Origin of the sequence: Inquilinus limosus DSM 16000, from assembly GCF_000423185.1 — a bacterium.
Taxonomy (GTDB): domain Bacteria; phylum Pseudomonadota; class Alphaproteobacteria; order DSM-16000; family Inquilinaceae; genus Inquilinus; species Inquilinus limosus.
This window is the reverse complement of record NZ_AUHM01000024.1, coordinates 69,548-89,233: the sequence shown is the minus strand read 5'-3', so window position 1 is coordinate 89,233 and position 19,686 is coordinate 69,548. Positions and strand designations below refer to the sequence as shown.

The 19,686-nt window shown below is 66.6% G+C and carries 17 protein-coding genes, 1 tRNA gene and 2 pseudogenes; 10 read left to right on the top strand and 10 right to left on the bottom strand.

Translation table 11 applies throughout. From position 1 onward, the window contains the following. Positions 1–63: 63 nt before the first annotated feature. From gyrA to G537_RS0120895, 3 genes are all read left to right on the top strand, one after another. A complete protein-coding gene (gene gyrA / locus G537_RS0120905) occupies positions 64–2,850 on the top strand; it encodes a DNA gyrase subunit A (protein WP_026871777.1) in 2,787 nt (928 codons plus the stop codon). Between the two features lie 14 nt (positions 2,851–2,864). Further along, positions 2,865–3,383: a pantetheine-phosphate adenylyltransferase gene (gene coaD, locus G537_RS0120900; protein WP_026871776.1), complete on the top strand. Its 519-nt coding sequence runs from the start codon at positions 2,865–2,867 to the stop codon at positions 3,381–3,383. Between the two features lie 91 nt (positions 3,384–3,474). Then, positions 3,475–3,550 (top strand) — tRNA-Lys (locus tag G537_RS0120895). 182 nt (positions 3,551–3,732) lie between these two features. Here the strand turns inward: G537_RS0120895 and G537_RS45625 are convergent. The 3 genes and pseudogenes from G537_RS45625 to G537_RS0120880 all read right to left on the bottom strand — a co-directional run. Beyond that, positions 3,733–4,110 (bottom strand): annotated as a pseudogene (locus tag G537_RS45625) (tyrosine-type recombinase/integrase); the annotation flags it as partial. 554 nt (positions 4,111–4,664) lie between these two features. Next, positions 4,665–4,916 (bottom strand): helix-turn-helix transcriptional regulator, encoded by a 252-nt coding sequence (locus G537_RS0120885; protein WP_026871774.1) that lies wholly within the window; start codon positions 4,914–4,916, stop codon positions 4,665–4,667. A gap of 195 nt (positions 4,917–5,111) precedes the next feature. Further along, positions 5,112–5,369 (bottom strand): helix-turn-helix domain-containing protein, encoded by a 258-nt coding sequence (locus tag G537_RS0120880; RefSeq protein WP_211230448.1) that lies wholly within the window; start codon positions 5,367–5,369, stop codon positions 5,112–5,114. A 143-nt stretch (positions 5,370–5,512) separates the two neighbouring features. On the opposite strand from G537_RS0120880, the gene G537_RS0120875 reads away from it, so the two are divergent. The 3 genes and pseudogenes from G537_RS0120875 to G537_RS43055 all read left to right on the top strand — a co-directional run bounded on the left by G537_RS0120875 (position 5,513) and on the right by G537_RS43055 (position 6,795). Beyond that, positions 5,513–5,689: a hypothetical protein gene (locus tag G537_RS0120875; protein ID WP_155888700.1), complete on the top strand. Its 177-nt coding sequence runs from the start codon at positions 5,513–5,515 to the stop codon at positions 5,687–5,689. A gap of 57 nt (positions 5,690–5,746) precedes the next feature. Beyond that, positions 5,747–5,938, top strand: a complete 192-nt coding sequence (locus G537_RS0120870; protein WP_026871771.1) for a hypothetical protein — start codon at positions 5,747–5,749, stop codon at positions 5,936–5,938. Positions 5,939–6,290: 352 nt separating this feature from the next. Further along, positions 6,291–6,795, top strand: a pseudogene (locus G537_RS43055) (Ros/MucR family transcriptional regulator). A gap of 349 nt (positions 6,796–7,144) precedes the next feature. Here G537_RS43055 and G537_RS0120860 read toward each other — a convergent pair. Together G537_RS0120860 and G537_RS0120855 are read right to left on the bottom strand one after the other, a co-directional pair. Beyond that, the gene (locus G537_RS0120860; protein ID WP_026871770.1) at positions 7,145–9,622 is read right to left on the bottom strand and encodes a hypothetical protein; all 2,478 of its coding nucleotides are present in this window, start codon (positions 9,620–9,622) and stop codon (positions 7,145–7,147) included. Between the two features lie 421 nt (positions 9,623–10,043). Further along, complete coding sequence (locus tag G537_RS0120855) at positions 10,044–10,415, bottom strand: winged helix-turn-helix transcriptional regulator (protein WP_026871769.1); 372 nt, start codon at positions 10,413–10,415, stop codon at positions 10,044–10,046. Positions 10,416–10,578: 163 nt separating this feature from the next. Here G537_RS0120855 and G537_RS0120850 point away from each other — a divergent pair, with 163 nt between their 5' ends. Continuing rightward, positions 10,579–11,463 carry an alpha/beta fold hydrolase gene (locus G537_RS0120850; protein ID WP_026871768.1) on the top strand — a complete coding sequence of 295 codons (885 nt, stop codon included), beginning with the start codon at positions 10,579–10,581 and terminating at the stop codon, positions 11,461–11,463. Between the two features lie 532 nt (positions 11,464–11,995). After that, positions 11,996–13,690 (top strand): Na/Pi cotransporter family protein, encoded by a 1,695-nt coding sequence (locus tag G537_RS39060; RefSeq protein WP_064742187.1) that lies wholly within the window; start codon positions 11,996–11,998, stop codon positions 13,688–13,690. 282 nt (positions 13,691–13,972) lie between these two features. Here G537_RS39060 and G537_RS0120840 read toward each other — a convergent pair whose 3' ends face one another. Next, on the bottom strand, positions 13,973–14,332 hold the full coding sequence (locus G537_RS0120840) for a hypothetical protein (RefSeq protein WP_034852461.1): 360 nt from the start codon (positions 14,330–14,332) through the stop codon (positions 13,973–13,975). A gap of 297 nt (positions 14,333–14,629) precedes the next feature. Between G537_RS0120840 and G537_RS0120835 the strand changes: the two genes are divergently transcribed. Beyond that, the gene (locus G537_RS0120835; protein WP_026871766.1) at positions 14,630–14,857 is read left to right on the top strand and encodes a DUF6429 family protein; all 228 of its coding nucleotides are present in this window, start codon (positions 14,630–14,632) and stop codon (positions 14,855–14,857) included. 151 nt (positions 14,858–15,008) lie between these two features. Here the strand turns inward: G537_RS0120835 and G537_RS0120830 are convergent, their stop codons facing one another. The 3 genes from G537_RS0120830 to G537_RS39055 all read right to left on the bottom strand — a co-directional run bounded on the left by G537_RS0120830 (position 15,009) and on the right by G537_RS39055 (position 17,023). After that, positions 15,009–15,332 carry a DUF736 domain-containing protein gene (locus G537_RS0120830; protein ID WP_026871765.1) on the bottom strand — a complete coding sequence of 108 codons (324 nt, stop codon included), beginning with the start codon at positions 15,330–15,332 and terminating at the stop codon, positions 15,009–15,011. Positions 15,333–15,847: 515 nt separating this feature from the next. Beyond that, complete coding sequence (locus G537_RS42235; RefSeq protein ID WP_051248758.1) at positions 15,848–16,087, bottom strand: hypothetical protein; 240 nt, start codon at positions 16,085–16,087, stop codon at positions 15,848–15,850. A gap of 30 nt (positions 16,088–16,117) precedes the next feature. Next, positions 16,118–17,023, bottom strand: a complete 906-nt coding sequence (locus tag G537_RS39055; protein WP_051248756.1) for a hypothetical protein — start codon at positions 17,021–17,023, stop codon at positions 16,118–16,120. Positions 17,024–17,686: 663 nt separating this feature from the next. Between G537_RS39055 and ltrA the strand changes: the two genes are divergently transcribed. Beyond that, positions 17,687–19,291 carry a group II intron reverse transcriptase/maturase gene (gene ltrA, locus G537_RS39050; RefSeq protein WP_064742186.1) on the top strand — a complete coding sequence of 535 codons (1,605 nt, stop codon included), beginning with the start codon at positions 17,687–17,689 and terminating at the stop codon, positions 19,289–19,291. Here the strand turns inward: ltrA and G537_RS43050 are convergent. Then, positions 19,191–19,655 (bottom strand): ParB/RepB/Spo0J family partition protein, encoded by a 465-nt coding sequence (locus G537_RS43050; RefSeq protein WP_026871764.1) that lies wholly within the window; start codon positions 19,653–19,655, stop codon positions 19,191–19,193. The two genes, ltrA and G537_RS43050, sit on opposite strands and share 101 nt — an antisense overlap. Positions 19,656–19,686: the final 31 nt, after the last annotated feature.

Genomic DNA, 19,686 nt, shown 5'->3' with positions numbered 1-19,686 from the left:
TGCTAGCGTCGCCGCGCCCGGCAGGCTGACCGGGCGCGTCCTTTTGCCAGCCCGGACAGTGCTTTGACCGAACGTTCGCCCACGCCGCCGCACCTCGACATCACCCCGGTGACGATCGAGGAGGAGATGCGACGCTCCTACCTCGATTACGCCATGAGCGTGATCGTCTCCCGCGCCCTGCCGGATGTGCGCGACGGCCTCAAGCCGGTGCATCGCCGCATCCTCTTCGCGATGAAGGAGGGCGGCTACGATTCGACCAAGCCGTTCAAGAAGTCGGCCCGCGTCGTCGGCGACGTCATGGGTAAGTATCACCCCCATGGCGACACCGCGATCTACGACGCCATGGTGCGCATGGCGCAGGACTTCTCGATGCGGCTGCCGCTGATCCAGGGGCAGGGCAATTTCGGCTCGATGGACGGCGACCCGCCGGCGGCGATGCGCTACACCGAGGCGCGTCTGGCCAAGGCCGCCGAGGCGATGCTGGACGACATCGACAAGGATACGGTCGAGTTCCAGCCGAATTACGACGAGACCCAGTCCGAGCCGACGGTGCTGCCGTCGCGCTTCCCGAATCTCCTGGTCAACGGCGCCGGCGGCATCGCCGTCGGCATGGCCACCAACATCCCGCCGCACAATCTGGGCGAGGTGATCGACGCCTGCCTCGCCACGATCGAGAACCCGGGCATCACGATCGAGGAGCTGAACCAGATCGTGCCGGGGCCGGACTTCCCGACCGGCGCCCTGATCCTCGGCCGCTCCGGCATCCGTTCGGCCGTCGCCACCGGCCGCGGCAGCGTGGTGATGCGGGCCCGGTCGAACATCGAGGAGATCCGCAAGGACCGCGAAGCGATCATCTTCACCGAGATCCCGTATCAGGTGAACAAGTCGCGGCTGATGGAGCGGATCGCCGAGGTCGTCAACGACAAGACGGTCGAGGGCATCTCCGAGCTGCGCGACGAGAGCGACCGCGACGGCGTGCGCATCGTCGTCGAGCTGAAGCGCGACGCCAGCGCCGATGTGGTGCTGAACCAGCTCTACCGCTCGACCCCGCTGCAGACCTCCTTCGGCGTCAACATGCTGGCGCTGCACGGCGGCCGGCCCGAGCTGCTGAACCTGAAGCAGATCATCGACGCCTTCGTCGCCTTCCGCGAGGAGGTGATCACCCGGCGCACGCGCTACTTGCTGGGCCGCGCCCGCGAACGGGCGCATGTCCTGGTCGGCCTCGCCACCGCCGTCGTCAACATCGACGAGGTGATCGAGCTGATCCGCCGCGCGCCCGACCCGCAGACGGCGCGCGAGGAGCTGATGGCCAGGGCCTGGCCGGCGGGCGAGATCGCGCCGCTGATCCGGCTGGTCGACGAACCCGGCCATCCGCTGGGCGAGGACGACACCTACCGCCTGTCCGAGGCCCAGGCCCGCGCCATCCTCGACCTGCGCCTGCACCGGCTGACCGGCCTCGAGCGCGACAAGATCGGCGACGATCTGCGCGCCATCGTCGCCGAGATCCAGGAATACCTCGCGATCCTGTCGAGCCGCGAGAAGCTGCTGGAGATCATGCGCGGCGAGCTGGCCGAGATGAAGGAGCAGTTCGCCACCCCGCGCAAGACCGAGATCCTCGACCTCGAATTCGAGGCCGACATCGAGGACCTGATCCAGCGCGAGGACATGGTCGTCACCGTCTCCAACGGCGGCTACATCAAGCGCGTGCCGCTGTCGACCTACCGGGCGCAGCGCCGCGGCGGCAAGGGCCGCAGCGGCATGGCGACGAAGGAGGAGGATTTCGTCTCCGACCTCTTCGTCGCCAACACCCACACGCCGATGCTGTTCTTCTCCAGCCGCGGCATCGTCTACAAGCTGAAGGTCTACCGTCTGCCGATCGGCACGCCGCAGTCGCGCGGCAAGGCGATGGTCAACATGCTGCCGCTGCAGCAGGGCGAGACCATCTCCACCGTCATGCCGCTGCCGGAGGATGAGAGCACCTGGGACCAGCTCTACGTCATGTTCGCCACGGCCAGCGGCAATGTCCGCCGCAACAGCCTGGCCGACTTCACCAGCATCAATCGCAACGGCAAGATCGCGATGAAGCTGGACGAAGGCGACAGCCTGATCGGCGTCAAGGTCTGCAGCGACGACCAGGACGTGCTGCTGGCCACGCACACCGGCATGTGCATCCGCTTCCCGGTCACCGATGTCCGCGTGTTCAAGGGCCGCGATTCGACCGGCGTGCGCGGCATCCGCCTGGCGGATGGCGACAACGTCATCTCGATCTCGATCCTGCACCATCTCGACGCCTCGCCGGACGAGCGCGCCAACTACCTGCGCATGGCCAATGCGATGCGTCGCGCCGAGGGCGAGGAGACCGACGGCGCCGACCAGCAGCCGGTGGAGGAGCACGACCTCGACCCGGCCCGCTTCGCCGAGCTCGAGGCGGGCGAGGAGTTCATCCTGACGGTCAGCGAGGAAGGCTTCGGCAAGCTCAGTTCCGCCTATGGCTACCGGATCACCGGCCGGGGCGGGAAGGGCATCTGGACCATGGCGATGGGCGAGAAGAACAGCGCCGTGACCGCCTGCTTCCCGATCTCGCCGAGCCAGGAGATCATCCTGGTCACCGATGGCGGCCAGCTGATCCGCTGCCCGGTCTCGGATGTCCGGATCGCGGCCCGCAAGACCATGGGCGTGCGGCTCTTCAACGTCGCCGAGGGCGAGCGCGTCGTCTCCGTCGCCTCGGTGCCGGAGGAGAACGGTACCAATGGCGAGGGCGACGAGGCGGTCGAGGACGGGGTCGAGGCATCCGGCGATGCCGCGGGTGAGCAACAGGACGGCGCCGCGTCCGGCGGCGACAGCGCATAAGAAAGGCCGCACGGATGTCCAAGGCGCGCATCGGGGTCTATCCCGGCACCTTCGATCCCATCACCAAGGGCCATATGGACATCATCCAGCGGGCGACGCGGATCGTCGACCATCTGGTCGTCGCCGTCGCCCGCAACGACGGCAAGGGCCCGCTGTTCTCGACCGACGAGCGGGTGGAACTGGTGCGGGCCGACGTCGCCCCCCTGGTGGCCCAGGGGATCTCGATCGAGGTCCGCTCCTTCGATGTCCTGCTGATGAACTTCGCCGCCTCGGTCGGCGCCACCATGGTGGTGCGCGGCCTGCGCGCCGTCTCGGATTTCGAGTACGAGTTCCAGATGGCCGGCATGAACGCCAAGATCAATCCGGTGATCGAGACGGTGTTCCTGATGGCGTCGGACCGCTACCAGTTCATCTCCTCCCGCTTCGTCAAGGAGATCGGGCGGCTGGGCGGCGACATCGCCCCCTTCGTCAGCCCGCTGGTGGCCAAGCGCCTGACCGAACAGTTCGCCCGCAAGGGGTTGGTGGCGGAATAGCGCCATTATCACGCCTTGCGGTGTTGACCGCCGTGCGCCCCCTCCCTAATGTGCGCCCCGCCCGCCCGGAAGCGCTCCGGGCCGGCGGTGTGAGCCGGTAGCTCAGTCGGTAGAGCAGAGGCCTTTTAAGCCCCTGGTCGTGGGTTCGAGTCCCACCCGGCTCACCATCCCCAGTGCTAAATATTTGATTTGTAAAAGGGTTTGTAGATTTGGCCGGCGAGGTTTGTAACTCCGTGTCCGCCAGATGCTCGGTCATCTTGATCACGGCGGCCTTCGCGAGGAGCTTCTGCCGGGCTGCGGCCACATAGCGCTCGACTTCCTTGATCGACTTGTGGCCGGTGATCGACATGATCTCCATCGTGCTGCATCCGGCTTCGGCGAGCCGGCGTGCGGCCGCCTTCCGGAGACCGTGGAGGACGCAGCGATCCGGCACGCCCGAGGCGCCAATCTTGTCAGCCATCCAGTTGCCGAACCCGTTCGATGTGAACGGCTGTCCGTACCGCGTCGTGAGGATCACCCCGTGGCGGCGCGGCGTGGTCCGGAGCGCCTCCTGGAGCTGGGGATGGATCGGGATGACGATGCTCTCGTCCTTGGCCTCCTGGTCCGTCTTCTTTTGTGTGAGCGTGATCGTGCCGGCGGTCTCGTTGTAGTCGCTCCACCGCATCTTCACGATGTCGCTCTTGCGCTGGCCGGTGTGGAGCGCAAGGGCGAAGGCGGTCCGCTCCATCGTCCCGACCGGCCACCGCCGTTCGTAGGCCGCCAACTCCTCCTCGGTCCAGGTGTGGAAGGTGCCGGACGGGAAGAATGCGATTTCCCGCGTCGGATCGTCCGTCCGCCACTTCAACCGAATCGCCAGCTTCATCAGGGCGCGGAGACGCTTCAGCAGATTGTTCGCGGCGGCCGGCGTTGCGGCTTTCCCCGAGATAATTTTCTCGGCGTCTTCATAACGCATCTGTGCCACGAGCCGGTGGCCATGCTCCTTGATGAAAGCATCGATGATCCCGCGAACGGCGCGCCGGGTGTCGGGCTTCTGCATCTTGAACGCAGTCGTGTTGTAGTACTCGAATGCCAGCCGCTCGAACGTGCCTGGCTTGCCGCGTGTCTTCTTGCCCGGCTCTTTAGGGGCGAAGTGCTTGGCCGCCTCATAGTAGGCGGCAAGATATTCCGGCGAGCCGGGCCTCCCCGGCAGCGGAACCGCGACGCCGCCGGGCGGACGGAAGTAGTGCCGCTCCTTGCCGTGCCGGTCCCTGAACCGGTTGATGTAACGCAGCCGCACCGTCGTCATCGGAAGTCGGCCCAAGTGTCCTCTTCATCGTCGCCGCCCTCATGCGGCAGGGCCTTGAACGCGTCGCGCAGCTCGTCGACGTCCCAGACGAGCCTGCCGTCGATCCTGCGCGGGCGCGGCATACGCTTGTCGAGGACCATTTCCTTGAATTTCGAAGAACTGATGCCGACAGCGGCCGCCGCCTCCGGCGCCGGCAACCCGAGCACAAGAGGCAAACGCGCCACGATCTCAACGCGACGCTCGCTCATGTGGCCTCCGCGACGAATCCGAGTCTCTGAATGACAGCCAAGCCGCCATCTCGGCAGTGATCCATCACCTCAAGCATTTCTCCGCTCCATGCCAGTGGCTCCCTGCGGAACAGAGCTGCGCCCACGGAGCCGGCGGATCAATGCGCCGAGGCCGACCGGGGCGGGAAGGGCGCGCACCTAGCGGTGCAAACGTCCCTACCCGCGGGGCTTTGGCTTCTTCAGCCGCACCCCTGCGCCCTCACCATTCTCGTCGATGAAGATGACACCGGCCGCCTCCAAGGCCTGCCGAATGGCAGAGAGAGTGGCCGGAACCGGCTGACGTTCATCGGCCTCGAGATGGACGATTGTGCGATGACTGACCTTCGAACGCTCCGCGAGCTCCCTTTGCGTGAGATTGAGCAGGGCGCGTGCAGCGCGCACTTGAGCAGCAGTAATCGTCATGCGCGCGATCATACAGGGCAACGTGCTCGCCTCAATCTGCGCGCATTCGAGGTTGCATCAAATTAGCATATGTGCGAATTTGATGCAAACAGAAGCTGGGCGGGATGCGCCAACACCCCAGCCTAACCACAATCCAGCTTGCCAGGAGCCGGATCATGGCTGATTCCGACGATAACACGACTTTGCCTGCGCTCAGCCGCCGCGCCTTGCTCGGCGGCGCCACCATCCTGCCGATCTCCGCGGCCGACGCCCGATGCCACGGCGCTAGCTCCGATCCCGTCCTCGGCCTCTTCCGGGAATGGCGGGCTCTTCATGCCGAGCTGGACGCTTGACAGGACGACTGGCAGAAGAAGGAAGGGGTCCTACTCCGCACTGTCGGAGTGCCGCGCGTGCTCGTCCCGGTGCCGGGCCAGGCCGAGCCGGTCTCGGCCTGCGAGCCCGCCGAGATTGACGAGCTGCTCGAATACCTGCCGGGAACGGAGGAGCTTCGGCAAAGGCTGCACCGCGAGTTCGAGCGCACCGGCGACGCTGGGAGATGGCCGCGGCGGCGATCGGGCTCGGCCCCGTGGAAGAGCGTGTGAACCTCGCCTGGGACCGCTGGGACGCTCTCACCGACTGTGTGGCAGGTTCCTGCCAGCACTCTGGCCGGTCCCGCCGCCAAGCTTGCCATGATGCTCTCGATAGGCCAGTCCCGCTGCGACGACGAGGAGGTCCCGTGGCCGCCCTTACACTCCGTCCTGGCCGATCTCCAGCGCCTCGGGAAGCTGCCTGACAGTGTGGTGTCCACGTGACGACAAAAGATCCACTTGATCGAAGCTGTCGTCCGCGAGATACGCGGCTCAAGCGTAAACAACCCGTAGGAGCTTTCGAAAATCCTGGACTTGCTGCACGGCTGCGATAACAGTCGTGCGGCGATTTCAACGGAGTATAGAAATGCCGGGAGATGCAGCCGTCGGCTTGCAACTGGGTACGGCAGACAAGACGCGAAAGTTGACCGTGCAGATTGTTGCAGCGCATCTGGCTCACAATAATGTTGCGGTGAACGATCTGCCGGCGCTGATCGATCAGGTCTACAACGCTCTCAGTGGCCTCGGAGAATCTGTCTAGCCGGTGAAGGAGCCGCCCCAACCGGCCGTGCCGATCAAGAAGTCGGTGACCCGCGACTTCATTGTCTGTCTTGAGGACGGCAAGAAGCTGAAGATGCTGAAGCGGCACCTGGCGTCAGCTTACAATATGACCGGACCAGTATAGCGAGCGCTGGGGTCTGCCGGCGGAGTACCCGATGGTGGCGCCGGGCTACGCCCAGCAGCGCAGCACCATCGCCAAAGCGATCGGACTCGGCACTCGGCGCGGCAATGCGCCGCCGCAGCCGGTTGCCGCTGCACCGAAGCCCTCCAGGGCACCGCGCGCACACAGGGCCGCGACTGCGAAGTCGTAAGCGCATTGAGAGCGGCGCCATCTGGCTGCCGCTCTCCCGGGTTCGGCGAACGGCGTCAACTGGCTGGATCGTCCCCATTGCTGACGCCCGAAGTCCTGTCGGACTCCTCCGAACCGGACATTGCCCGTCGCCTCATCGAGCCCCGAAAGCGGACCTCGGCCCCGGGGCCGGTTCGTGCGTTGCTGACGATCGGAGGCTTTCGAAACTCCTTGGGAGCAGTGCCGAAGCTGTGATCCATCAGAACCTCGGCGTCCCCTCACCGGCACGCTCGGCGACGGGGCGATGCGAGACGCTCGTCCGCTAAGCGCAAGGCGCCGATCGGAAATCGACCGGCGCCCCGCTGCCTGTTCTAGCCCTGCACGACCCAGACCGTGAGCTCGTCCGGCGGCCCGCTGTTCGCGTCGTAGGTATGGCCGTTCTTCGATTGGGGCGTCAGGTTGTAGTTGTCTTGCGTGGTGTAGGGCCCGTTCATGTAGCAGCTGCCCTGACCGCCGACCATCTCGAACTCCAGCACCTCGTTGGATGATGAATAGGTCGGATCGTAGACATAGATATTGGCGCTGGTGTCGTCGTGATTGCCAACACGAAGGGCATAGGTCACGAGCCCCCACGGCCCGACGGTGACCGTGTCCGTGTTCCACGAGAGAGCGCAGTCGTGGTTCGTTGACACCCGGACCGAGAGCTGGTTCGGGGTGCAGTTCTGGATCGTCCCGAGCAGCAGGTTGCACCACCCGCCGCGCATCGGGTTGTCCTCACCATCGGCGATCCACTGGCCGCCGACATCGCGCGACTGGACGGTGAAATTGTCCCAGCCGTTGCAGCGGTTGAAGAAATTGGCGGGCTGCGTGCCGAGCTCCCAGATCCGGTTCATGACCGCCTGGCTTGGGTAATACGAGCTGTTGTGCCCGCCATCGTCGCCGTATGAGCCGCCGGCAACCATGTAGAGGTTGAACACCCCGCCCGGCAGGTTCTCCCGATACTGGGCGTAGCCGGGCGCGTTCGGCGGCAGGCTTTGCGAGACCGAGCCGGACATGTTGTACCAGCGCCAGATCTGGAAGCCGGCGGGCATCAGATACTGGAGGATCGCGAGCTGCGCGCCGTAACCGACAGCTTCGGCGGACGCGATCGTCGCATCATCGGACAGGTACAGCGTGTTGGGGTGCCAGGTGGGCAGCGTGACCAGCTGGTTCAGCGCCTGCATCTTCCCCCAGTCGGAGAGGATGGCCGTCTGCTGCTGGGCGATGGCCGCCTGCAGCGCGGCGAAGGTGTTGTTGACACTGGTCTGGAGATCGGCCACGGCCATCTCGAACTTGGTGACCTTGATGCCGCCGTTTCCGGTCGCGAGGTTCAGCCCGGTCTGCATCAGGGTCGCGATCGCACCGCCGAGGTCGGGGATCAGGTTGACGCCGGCCAGCACCAGCCCTTCGCCCAGCGTGGCGAGGCTCCCGGTCGCCGTGCCGAGCGAGTGACCGATCAGCGCCGACAGGTCGTTGACGCTGCTCTTGATGGTGCCTTCCATCTGATCGGCCAGGTTCGACATGACCGCGTAATTGCCCTGGATCGCCGCGGCAATGGAGAGCTCGAGATCCAGCTGCTTGACCACCGCCGCCCAGGCAGCGGGGTCAGTGATGGAGGACGGCATCTGCATCGTCGAGACCTGAGAGCGCCAGATGCCCAGCTCCTGCTGGTTGGAGGTAGTGTAATAGGCGCGGATCCCGGCGGTCGCCTTGGCCTGCGGATTCACGTTGGCGCTGATGTAGCTGTAGCTCTGCGCGTATTGGTCGTTGTCGCTCGGCCCCGTGGGGAACGGCAGCGGCGGCTGGGCCATGATGCTTTCCAGCGGATAGCCGCTGCCATTGGCCCAGTACATCGACCCGTTGGCGGCCGCGCCACCGTCATAGGCCTGGATGGCCAGGCCGCCCCACTGGTTCAGCATCAGATACCGATCCGGCTGGGAGTAGGGCGAGATGGTCAGCCGCGAATATTTGTACGTGTCGTTGCCGTCGGACCACTCGGCCGGAGCGGCCGTGACGATCCATTGCTGCAGGCTGTTGTAACCCGCGGGCTGCCGCGGTAGCGCGTAGATGCCGTTGCTGCACCAGGTGAGGGCGAGCTGCGGATTATCGCTGCTCACGATCAGGCCGTCGAGGGTGTAGACCCAGATCGCGTTGGCGGGCCAAGTCGGCTTGCCCTTGGTCGGCGGGACGATCGGGGCGACGGAGAGGGACCCGTTCGGGGCGTCGAACGTCCCGACCTGCGAGATCGTGATCACCTGCGGCGACTGCAGCCCGAACTGCATGCACTGGATGGTCGTCGGCTGGTTGACCGGCACGGCGCAGGGCTCGATCTGCCAGGCATAGCCGGAGGTGACCGGGTTCGGCAGGGCGGAGGTCACGAGCTGGGCCCCCTGATACGTGCCGCTGGCGGTCAGGGCCTGTCCGTTCGAAGTATTGACGAGCACGCCGGCCGTGGCCTCATCCGAGATCGTCCCGGGCTGCAGGGACCAGATCTGGCTGGCCTTGCCGGCCACCTTCGTCGCCAGGACGACGGAGGGCGAGCCGTTGATATCCGGCCCGAGATCGAAGACGAGATCGGGGCTGGAGGCCGAGGCGATGTAGTATTGCGGCATCTGGAAGCTGGACGTCTTCGTGTTCGGCCCGACCTCCATCTGCTGATTCTGCAGGATCCAGAGCTCGTTGTACCCCCCGATCAACCCCTCCACCTGGGTCCAGGTGATGATGGCCTGGCCCGCGACCGGGTTGCCGCCCTGCCCGTTCAGAACGTAATTGGGCGACTGCAGGGAGCGGATGTAGAAGAATTGGGTCATGGCAATACTCCGTTTCGTATTCACAGAAAAAGGAGATACGCCGACGTGGCCATGAACAGGACGCTAGAGACGACCACAGAACTGCGGCGTCAGGCGCCGCGACCGCGATCTGGAGAACAGTGGACCGACATCGAACGGACGGGACTTTGATCCTTGATGCCGCCGCTGGGTAGGTCCAGATGGGGTGAATCGTTGGTACCAGAGGCCGATTGTCTCCGGCCGCGCGCCGGACTGACGACGCCTCAGGCCGTTGGCGCCGGCGGCGGCCTTAGGAGCCGGCTGTGGCGACCGGTTTCGGGCACGCTTCGTAACCCGAGTTGGGCGACACGAGGCCAGGCGCCCGGAGTTTTAGCCACGTCCGGTGTCGAGATACCGGCGTGGCGACTGCTTTTGGCGCTCTCGTCACCGAGGCCAAGTGGACTCACCGGCCCGCCCGTCCGTCATAGGTTTGTTGCGCCCGCTCGATCTCGTGCAAATGGTTGATCGCCCACTCGTACACTGCTCCAAACGGGCCCTGCAGGGTGCGCCCGAGGTCCGTGATTGAGTATTCGACCGCGACTGGCGAGGTGGCGAGCACCTGGCGAGCGATCAGCCCGTTGCGCTCCAGACGTCGCAACGCCTGCGCCAACGCCTTGTGCGTGACGCCTTCCAGCCTCCGCCTGATCTCATTGAAGCGGGTCGGCTTCTCGCTGAGCAGGGTGAGGATCATCACCGACCACTTGTTGGCGACCTGATCGAAGAAGGAGCGTGCGGCGCAGTCCGCAAAGAACACCGCATCAACTTGGCACGTCATCCCGATATCCCTCTGTATACCTGCGCACTTCGCGGTGCGTAATTGACCGTAGATATCCGATGTATACTTTTGCGGCAACTCGATCGCTCTGAGCTCAAGATCTGAATCACCCAAACCGATGGAGGGAGCCGGTCGGCGGGCTCAAGCACCACGGAGGATCCGAATGGAAGCAAGGCGGTACGATCTGTCCCGGCGCGGGATGCTGACGCTCGCCGGCGCGGCGGCGGTTGCGGGCACGCAGGGTCACGGCCGGGCTTACGCGGCGGTCGGCTCCACGGCAAAGCTCTTCGCCACGGAGGCAGGCACAGGCAAGAATGTGATGCTTCTGCACGGCTGGACGTGCGACTCCCACGATTGGAGCTGGCAGCTGCCGTTGTTCGAGAGCAATTACCGTGTCGTCGCGGTCGACCTGCGGGGGCACGGCAGGTCCGAGGTCATGCCGTCAGGCGCCTACACGCCCGCTGATTACATTGCCGACATCGAGGCGTTGATCTCGACCAGATATCCCGGCCAGACGTTCATCATTGTGGGGCATTCGATGGGTGGACAGATCGCTGCCCGTCTCGCCGCCAAGCGACCTGACATGGTCGACGCCGTTGTGTCCGTCGACGGTGCGCTCGGCTTTTCCAGCGATGCAGCGCAATTCTTCGGGAAGACTGCTCATGATCTGAACGTCAACGATCCCGGGGTGGTGGTCCCGGCCCTGTTTCAGCTCGTCTACGACCCCGCGACCGATCCGGCATACAAACGCTGGCACACGAGACGCTTGCAGGGGGTGCCACCGCACGTCGTGCGCGAGTCCTTCGGTCCGCTCTTCTTCGGAGCAGACCAGATAGGCGTAGGAGAGGCGAGCGCGATATTCTGCAGAAGCTTGACGGTGCCCTTCTACCACCTGTGTCGTGATCCGGTCCAAGCCGACCGTATGCGGCCGTGGTTCTCGCACCCGAGGTCGAAAGTCGACGTATGGCCCGACGCCGGTCATTGGATCATGCAGGACCGCAAAGACGACGTGAACGCCGCGGTGACCGCCTGGATCAACGCGCTTTAGACAACCGCCTTCGAACCCCTGAGATCTCTCGCGCCCGATCTTGAAGCCTTGTTCAGCTCCGCCGCTTCTGGGACACCATGCCAATAACCGGTATGAGCCGCAGCCGGCCATGTCCGCTTCACGGAGCCGAGTGCGATGGCCGGTTTTGGATCAGGCTCACTGGGTCGGCTTGGCGGGAACCGGCCGAATCCGATGAATTTGGGTGACGTCCGGTACTGGTGCGCCAGGTCGATGGCCGGAAATGGCGCTCTCCGGAAGCGATCGCCGAACCGACGACGGCAAGGGCATCCGGGTCACGATCGGCAAGATCATTGGAATAATCTGTCTGTTTCATGAAGGCCCGCTCGGGATGACCTCAGCTCACGCGAGCGGAGCGGCACGAGGCCTGAGTCCATCCGCAATCAATCCAATGTCCCGAATTCGTCATTCTCATGACGACTGCGAGCCGGACGGCGCGAGCACTCTGGTCCTAGGGTCGACACCTTCTGCAATCTCCGCCACCTAGGAGACCCGCCTTGCCCTCGACGGCCGCATGACCGGCGCGCTGATACTCCTCACTCTCGCCGGCTATGTCGCGCTGCTGCTGTGGGGCGTGCACATGGTCTCGACTGGGGTGATGCGGGCCTTCGGCTCGGACCTGCGCCGGGTGCTGGGCCGGAGCCTGCGCTACCGCCTCAACGCCTTCCTGGTCGGGCTCGGGGTGACCGCCGCGCTGCAGAGCAGCACCGCCACCGGGCTGATGGCGACGTCGTTCGTCGCCTCCGGCGTGATCGGCCTGGCTCCGGCGCTTGGAGTGATGCTCGGCGCCAATGTCGGCACCACCCTGATCGTGCAGATCCTGTCCTTCAAAATCTCCCTGGTCGCGCCGATCCTGATCCTGGTCGGTGTCGTCGCCTTCAAGCGCAGCGGCCGTACCCGCAGCCGCGATCTCGGCCGGGTCTGGATCGGTCTCGGGCTGATCCTCCTGGCGTTGCACCTGCTGGTGGTGGCGATCGAACCGGCAGCCGAGGTGCCGTCGGTCCGGGCGGTCTTCGGCCTCGTCGCCTCGGCCCCGGCGCTCGGCGTTCTGATCGCGGCCGGCCTGGCGTGGGCCGCCCATTCCTCCGTCGCGGTCGTGCTGCTGGTGATGTCGCTCGCCGGGGCCGGGGTGATCGAGCAGGCGGCGGTGGTCGCACTAGTTGTCGGCGCCAATCTCGGCAGCGCGATCAACCCGGTGCTGGAAGGCGCCGGCGGTGGCAACCCGGTCCATCGCCGGCTGCCGGTCGGCAATCTCCTGACCCGCGCCATAGGCGTCGCCGTCGCCCTGCCGCTCGCCGCTCCGATCGCCGACCTGCTGCTCCGGCTCGACCCCGACCCGGCGCGCCTGGCCGCCAATGTCCACACCGCCTTCAATCTCGTGCTCGCCATCCCCTTCTTCATCGCCCTGCCGGCGACGGCAAGGCTGCTGGAATGGCTGCTGCCAGACCGGCCGGAGAACCTTCAGGACCCGGGCGCGCCGCTCCATCTCGACGACGGCGCCCTGTCCGACCCGCACCTCGCCTTGGCCAACGCCGCCCGGGAGACCCTGCGCATGGCCGACATCGTCGAGGCCATGCTGCGCGGCGTGGTCGAGGCCCTCCAGGCCGACGATCGCAGGCGCGTTACCGAGATCAGCCGCATGGACGATGGCGTCGACGGCCTGCACCGCGCGATCAAGCTGTACCTGACGAGGATCAGCCGCGACGGTTTCGATGACGAGGCTGGCCGCCGCTATTCCGACGTGCTCAGCTTCGCCATCAACCTCGAGCACATCGGCGACATCATCGACAAGAACCTGATGGAGCTGGCGGCCAAGAGGGTCCGCTTCCGCTTGGCCTTCTCGGCGGAGGGCACCGAGGAGATCCGCGCCATGTGCGAGCGGCTGCTGGCGAACCTGAAGCTCGCCGTCTCTGTGTTCATGACCGGCGATGCCCATACGGCTGCCAGGCTGATCGCCGAGAAGGAGGTGTTCCGCGAGCTCGAACGCCACGCCACCGAGACGCACTTCCTCCGGCTGCGCGAGGGCCGTCTCGAAAGCATCGAGACCAGTTCGCTCCATCTGGACATCCTGCGCGACACGAGGCGCATCAATTCCCACATCGCCGCCATCGGATACCCAGCGCTCGATGCCGCCAACGGTGCCCGCGCGACACCGATGCTGGAGCGGGCGTCCGGATGGGTCCAGCCAGCGCTCGACAGCGGCGGCTAGCGCGGTGGCCGCGGCAAGCCCGCGGAGTGCATGGTGCCAGAATGGCCCACTGCCGAACGGCCATGGCACCATGAAAAAAGATGTGTAGACAAAGACTTAGGCGCCGGCGTGTGCCGGCGCTTTATCTTGCCGTCTTAATCGGACCCGCCGACTCTCCCGTCCCCAGCCACCTCGAGCCCGCCCGTCTGCGATCCCTCAAATCCAATCTATCGATCTGCCGGCCTTCGAAGCCGGAGAGCGGCCGGGCCGATCGACCGCTCTCCGAGGCGTCGAATCGGCCTCTCAAGCGCCGCTTCTGAACGCGTTATCGGCGCTCTCCAGGTCGTCGAAATCATTGATGACGAGCATCATCTGAAGCCGCCGGGCGCGGTCGACGACGCAGGTCGCGACGCGATATCGGCCGCGGAAGACGCTCAGGATCCCCACTAGACCCGAGCCTCCGAACTCGTCGTCATCCTCGTTCTCGTAGGAGCCGAGATCGCGTTCCGCGATGCGGCCGTCCCAGACGAACTCGCCCAGCTCGGCCTCGACGAAGCGCTCGACCACGGCGTCGAGTCCGTCGGGTCCGAACTCGATCTCGAGGTCATGGACGAGCTTGGGAAAGCGGTCGAACGACGCGTGTGGATGGTCGGAAGGGAGCATCGGATCCTCCGTTATGAGCCGTCCTCCTCGTCGAGGACGTCTGTCAGGAGCAGCCGGCGGAGGCTCCGTCAGGGACGCCGGAGGCGCCGCGGAGCGGGGCGCGGGGGAGCCGAGATGCGGAGCATCTCGGGGGGACCGCGCCTCCTTGACGGAGGCTCCGCTTCCGGCTGGTAGGATGGGAAGGCCGAGACGAAGCAACATGTCACCGGCGGTGCCGCCAGGGCCCCCTCAGGGGACACGAGCTCTCCCGCATCAGGGAGGCGTCGCCGCCGCCGGGCCGATCGAGGAGATCGGCGGATGGAGATCGACACCGAGAAGATCGACCGGGCGGTGCTCGGTCTGATGTGGCTGACGCTGCATGCCGAGCGCCGGGCGTGGAAGAGCTTCGACTGGGGCGCGACGGACCGGCTGTTCCGCAATGGGCTGATCGCGAATCCGGCGAACAAGGCGCAGTCGGTGGTGCTGACCGATGAGGGGCTGCGCGAGGCCGAGGCGGCATTCCGGGAGCTATTCACGCGCCGATGATGGCTGAAGCCGGGGCACTCCGGCGGGCTGCTTCCCCGCGGCTGCGCCCATGCCATTCCCGGTCGTGGCCCGGTGCGGAAAGGTTCGTGTTGCTTGACAGCCGCGGATGACAGAGCCGCCCCCGCGAGGTGCGAGGGCGGCCGGGCTGAGACTAGTCGGCCGGGTTCCAGATCAGGGCGAAGACATCGGGATCGTCCTGTCCGGCAGCGCGGCCGAGATTGGCGTAGAGCTTGCGGGGACCGAACTCGGGAGCGGCCAGCGACAGGCTGACATAGGGCTTGCCGGAGGCCTCGCCGGTGCGGACCCAGCCGGCACCGATCTCGACGCCCTGGGTGAGGACGCGGAAGTCGGGCTGGGTGTCGCCGGACTTCGCCGTGTTCGGGACGATGTCGATCTCGGCGCGGATGGAGAGGGTCTTGACCTGGCCCTTGTAGCCGCCGGTGGCGAGCTTGGTGACGTGACCGATCGCGGGCATGGCGTGTCTCCTTCTGTGATGTCGCGGGGGCCTGTCCCGCCGCGATGGCGGACCGTCGCGGGCGCGGCGGGCGGCCCGCACCCGGAGGGCCGGAGCGGCAGCGGAGGACCCGGACGGACCGGTTTTGTGGAGCGGAGCGGGCGCGAGGAGCCGCCGGAGGCGGCGGGGAGAAAACCGGTCGGGAGGGTTTCGGACCGGCCGGCGCCGCCCGCAGGTCCAACGACAGCGCGGCGGGACCGGCCCCGGCCGGACAGCGGAGACACCATGCCGGCACGGGCCACGGCAGCCTCGCCGGCCGGCAACAGGGGACGGCAAAGACCGCTCCCGCGCGGGGCAGGAGCGGCTTCGGGAAGGGCAGGGACGGCGGCGCCGCCCCTGCTGCTACGGCCTCAGGCGAGGGCGCCGCGAGCGGTGTAGGACCGCGCCGGGAATTCCATCCAGGCCGGCGTCCAGCCCTCGACCCTGGCCCGTCCGTTGGCGCCGGCGAGGCAGTCGCGGACGATGCCGCGGCGAGCCTAGAGCGTCGCCGAGAGGTTCGCGTCTGCCACGGCCCGGCCGGCGACCTCGGCCAGCATCGCGTCCACCACCTCGCGGTCGCGGACGAGATCGAAGAAGGCGTCGTCGGCCTGCCAGAGCTCGGCCATGCGGATGCCGAGCCTGGCGGCGACGGCATCGACGACGGCAGCGCCGGCCATCAAGGTCTCGCCGATGGCGACGGCGAGGACGCACATCACCTCCTCGTCCGGGAGCGCCATCAGGCCTCGAAGGCGGCGGCGGTGGCGTCATCACCGGCATAATGCCCAGCGACGAGCGCCTCGTCCTCGGCGCGGCCGAGCCGCTCCAGCACTTCCCGGCGCTCGGCGCCGAACGCCGCCTCCGAGGTGCTGCTGGCAAGGCTTGCGGCGACGGCTTCGCTGGGCGCCTCCTGGCCCTCGCGCTCGACCTGCCAGCGGCCCGAGGGCGCGATGACATGCGCCAGCAGCAGCCGCAGCGCCGTGCCCGGATGGCCGAGCAGCGCCCCCCGGCACGGCGGCATGCCGGTGCAGGTCGAGATAGCGCTTGAGCGCCCGGCTGTCCTCCGGCCGCGCCGCCGGCTCGGGCCTCCCGCTGTCCTGCTTCGGCCGGAGCTTGCGGGCCTCCTTGCGGCTGACCCAGCCCTCATGCAGCTCGACCTCGCCCTGATGCGAGACCGTGACGAAGACGTTGCCGCCCTTCGCCTTCGGCACCCGCTCGTGCTCCCATTCCGCGAAAGGCTTGCCCGCCTCCAGCACCTCGACCCCGGCCCAGCCGGCGGCGAGGAGCGCCTCGCACTTGGCGGCGATGGCCGCATTCTGGAGCGGCCAGAAGGCCTCCGGATCGGCGAAGTAGCGCTCCTCCCGGAACAGGTCGGAGAGGATCTTGCCGGGGTACTCGTCGGGCGGAAACAGCGCCGCCGAGACCGGGATCGCCTGCCCGCCGAGGATCCAGCGCTTGGCCTGGATGCCGGTCGGCGCCCATTGCTTCGGGTCGTCGTAGAGGGCCAGCCATTCGCGCTGCCGGGCCTTGGACGCTATGGTCAGGTGCCGGATGGTCTCGGCATCGATCTCCTGCCGGCGGTAGAGGTCGCGCAGCCGCGGCAGCAGGTTGCCGAGGGCGAGGCGCTGCTTCACCATCACCTCGGTGAGGCCGAAGGTGGCGGCGATCTGGGCCACGCTGCGGCCCTCCTTGACCAGTCTCGTGAATGCCTCGTGCTGCGTCATCGTGCGCCAGGATGGTGGTGTGGGAGCCACCTGGCTGTTTGCATCCCTGCGGGGTGGAAGACCCCGAACCGAGTGCGCCGCAGTGCGCGAGGAGAAGCAGATGGGTGAGGTGAACCGGGTGCCTCCGGGGAGCCATACATCAGCAGAACCCGTCAAAGCCAGCCGCGGGAGGACTTCCGCCCTCCTGAGCGGGCCGGCCAGCGAGTCCGTCATGGCGAGGGCAACCGAACCGATGCTTGAAGCCCCGGAAGAGCACGAACTCCACCAACGCGGAAGTGGGTGGGCCGGCCGCAAGGCCGGTGGAGAGCTGGGCCGCACTGATGACGTTGCGGTCCAGGGGCTGGCGCGCAGCGTCGGTCAGTTTCTGGTCCAGTCTGCGGTGACCAGGGATCGGATTCCACACGGGGTAAAGTCGGCGCCTACAGCGGACGAGGGGAAGCAAACGGAACCTGGGAACCCTGTCACCGTCTCCCCAGCCTCCGGGCGAGGGATGATCGAGGCGACCGGTGATCGCGGCGGCAGGGGGCGGAGTCCTCGTAGTAGTCAGAGGGCGGGAAAGCCGCTCACACGGCGAAGGGGGACAGTGGGGTCAGCTGGCCAGCAGGAGGAGGGCGTATGCCCGGCTCGGTGAATACCGAGTTCATCCTCGACATGCAGCGCAAGCTGTACCGGTGGAGTCACGCGGACCCCGACAAGGGATTCGCCGACTTGTTCAACGTGATCTGCGATCGTCGAACGCTCGCCTTCGCCTGGAGGAAGCTGACCCGCAGTGCGGGCAGCAACACACCGGGAGTTGACGGGCTGACGCGGCGCAAAGTCGAAGGGCGGCCCGGCGGTGTCGCGGCGTACCTCGAGGGCATCCGAGAGGAACTCCGCGCTGGAACCTACCGGCCCAAACCTGTCCGGGAGCGGTTGATTCCGAAACCGGGCAAGCCGGGAAAGTTCCGACCGCTGGGCATTCCCACGCTCAAGGATCGTCTGGTGCAGATGGTCCTCATGCACGTCCTGGAGCCCATCTTCGAGGCGGACTTCTACCCGACCTCATACGGGTTCCGACGCGGGCGGAGCACCCATGATGCGATAGCCTCGATTCGAGGCCAACTCCAGCCGACGCGGGCGGGGCGCACACGCGTGCGCTACGTCGTCGAAGGCGACATCAAGGGATGCTTCGATGCCATCGACCATCACCTGCTGATGGAGCGGGTCCGACGAAGGATCAGGGACCGCAAGGTCCTGCGTCTGATCGGCGTGTTCCTGAAGGCTGGTATCCTGGCCGAAGGCATGGTCCGGCACCCGGTGACGGGGACGCCGCAGGGAGGTGTAATCTCGCCTCTCCTGGCGAACGTCTACCTGACGGCGCTCGATGAGCGTTACCGGCGCTGGACGCCCGCTCCGCGTGACGATCTCAGGCGAGCGGTCTGGCAGCGCAACCGAGACTGGAAGCGCGGCCAGCCAACGTTCTACCTGGTTCGATACGCGGACGACTTCGTGATCCTGGTCGCGGGGTCGCAAGATGATGCGGAGGCCGAACGGGAGCGGCTGGCGAGGTTCCTCGAGGAGGAGCTTCGCATGGAGCTGTCCCTGGAGAAGACCTTGGTCACGGCAGTCGAGGAGGGCTTCACCTTCCTCGGCTATCGAGTGGTCCTGGAGCGGTCGGCGCTCGCTGATCGGCCGGTCGGAAAGGGTAAGATTCCCGTCGACAAGGCACAGGCGATCCGCCGACGCATCAAGGCCATGACCACGCGGGCGACGACCAGCCGGTCGCTGTCCGACCTTCTCCGGGAACTCAACCCGATCGTCACGGGATGGCGGACCTACTACCGCTATGCCGTCGGAGCCCGCGGCGAGTTCGCCAAACTCGATCACTGGCTCTGGCGGCGCCTCTTCATCTGGCTCAAGAAGAAGCACCCCAGAACGTCCTCCCACGTGCTGCGGCGGCGGTTCCGCGGAACCGCCCCGGCCTCGCGGGGGCGTTGGGGTGATGAGGGAGTCTGGATGCGGAGGTTCCAAGACGGCGGGACAGCCCGCTACGCACTGCGTGGCATCAGGATCTCGAACGGCTGGAACAGGGACCGGATCGCGTTCGCGCTACCTGGCGCGAATGACTTCTGGCCATCGTTCAACACGTTGAGCACCGCCCTTGCGGGCACCGCGGCAACAGCCGCCCATGGAGAGCCGGATGCGGGAAAACTCGCACGTCCGGTTCGGCGAGGGGGATAGCGAGACCGATCGGCGCAAGCCGACGCGGCGCGCTATCTCTACTCGACTCGTCGGGATCGAGGCGGGCCATGTTCTCGATCATCGAGGCCTCGATGGCGGCGGCATCGTCGCCCGGCGCCAGCACGCCGCAGGGCAGGGGCTCGATCTCGCCTGCCTCCTCTTCGACCATCCGGGCGGCGAAGTAGCGCCGCCGGCCGGCGATGATCTCGTAGCGCTCGCCGTCCGGCCGGACCAGCAGCGGCACCAGGATGCCGCGCGCCCGGATCAGGGGCAGGAGGTCGGAGACATCGGGCTCGGCCTTGCCGTGCCGCATGTTGAGGGGCGACGGATACAGCTTGCCGAGCGGGATGTGGAGCAGTTCCATGGTGGCTCATCCTTCTCATGAGGGATGGGTG

Excerpts from the sequence above, each read along its gene's own strand:
- coaD (WP_026871776.1), top strand. The coding sequence starts at position 2,865 with ATGTCCAAGGCGCGCATCGGGGTCTATCCCGGCACCTTCGATCCCATC.
- G537_RS0120885 (WP_026871774.1), bottom strand. The coding sequence starts at position 4,916 with ATGAGCGAGCGTCGCGTTGAGATCGTGGCGCGTTTGCCTCTTGTGCTC.
- G537_RS0120880 (WP_211230448.1), bottom strand. The coding sequence starts at position 5,369 with ATGATCGCGCGCATGACGATTACTGCTGCTCAAGTGCGCGCTGCACGC.
- G537_RS0120875 (WP_155888700.1), top strand. The coding sequence starts at position 5,513 with ATGGCTGATTCCGACGATAACACGACTTTGCCTGCGCTCAGCCGCCGC.
- G537_RS0120860 (WP_026871770.1), bottom strand. The coding sequence starts at position 9,622 with ATGACCCAATTCTTCTACATCCGCTCCCTGCAGTCGCCCAATTACGTT.
- G537_RS0120855 (WP_026871769.1), bottom strand. The coding sequence starts at position 10,415 with ATGACGTGCCAAGTTGATGCGGTGTTCTTTGCGGACTGCGCCGCACGC.
- G537_RS0120850 (WP_026871768.1), top strand. The coding sequence starts at position 10,579 with ATGGAAGCAAGGCGGTACGATCTGTCCCGGCGCGGGATGCTGACGCTC.
- G537_RS39060 (WP_064742187.1), top strand. The coding sequence starts at position 11,996 with ATGACCGGCGCGCTGATACTCCTCACTCTCGCCGGCTATGTCGCGCTG.
- G537_RS0120840 (WP_034852461.1), bottom strand. The coding sequence starts at position 14,332 with ATGCTCCCTTCCGACCATCCACACGCGTCGTTCGACCGCTTTCCCAAG.
- G537_RS0120835 (WP_026871766.1), top strand. The coding sequence starts at position 14,630 with ATGGAGATCGACACCGAGAAGATCGACCGGGCGGTGCTCGGTCTGATG.
- G537_RS0120830 (WP_026871765.1), bottom strand. The coding sequence starts at position 15,332 with ATGCCCGCGATCGGTCACGTCACCAAGCTCGCCACCGGCGGCTACAAG.
- G537_RS42235 (WP_051248758.1), bottom strand. The coding sequence starts at position 16,087 with ATGGCGCTCCCGGACGAGGAGGTGATGTGCGTCCTCGCCGTCGCCATC.
- ltrA (WP_064742186.1), top strand. The coding sequence starts at position 17,687 with ATGCCCGGCTCGGTGAATACCGAGTTCATCCTCGACATGCAGCGCAAG.
- G537_RS43050 (WP_026871764.1), bottom strand. The coding sequence starts at position 19,655 with ATGGAACTGCTCCACATCCCGCTCGGCAAGCTGTATCCGTCGCCCCTC.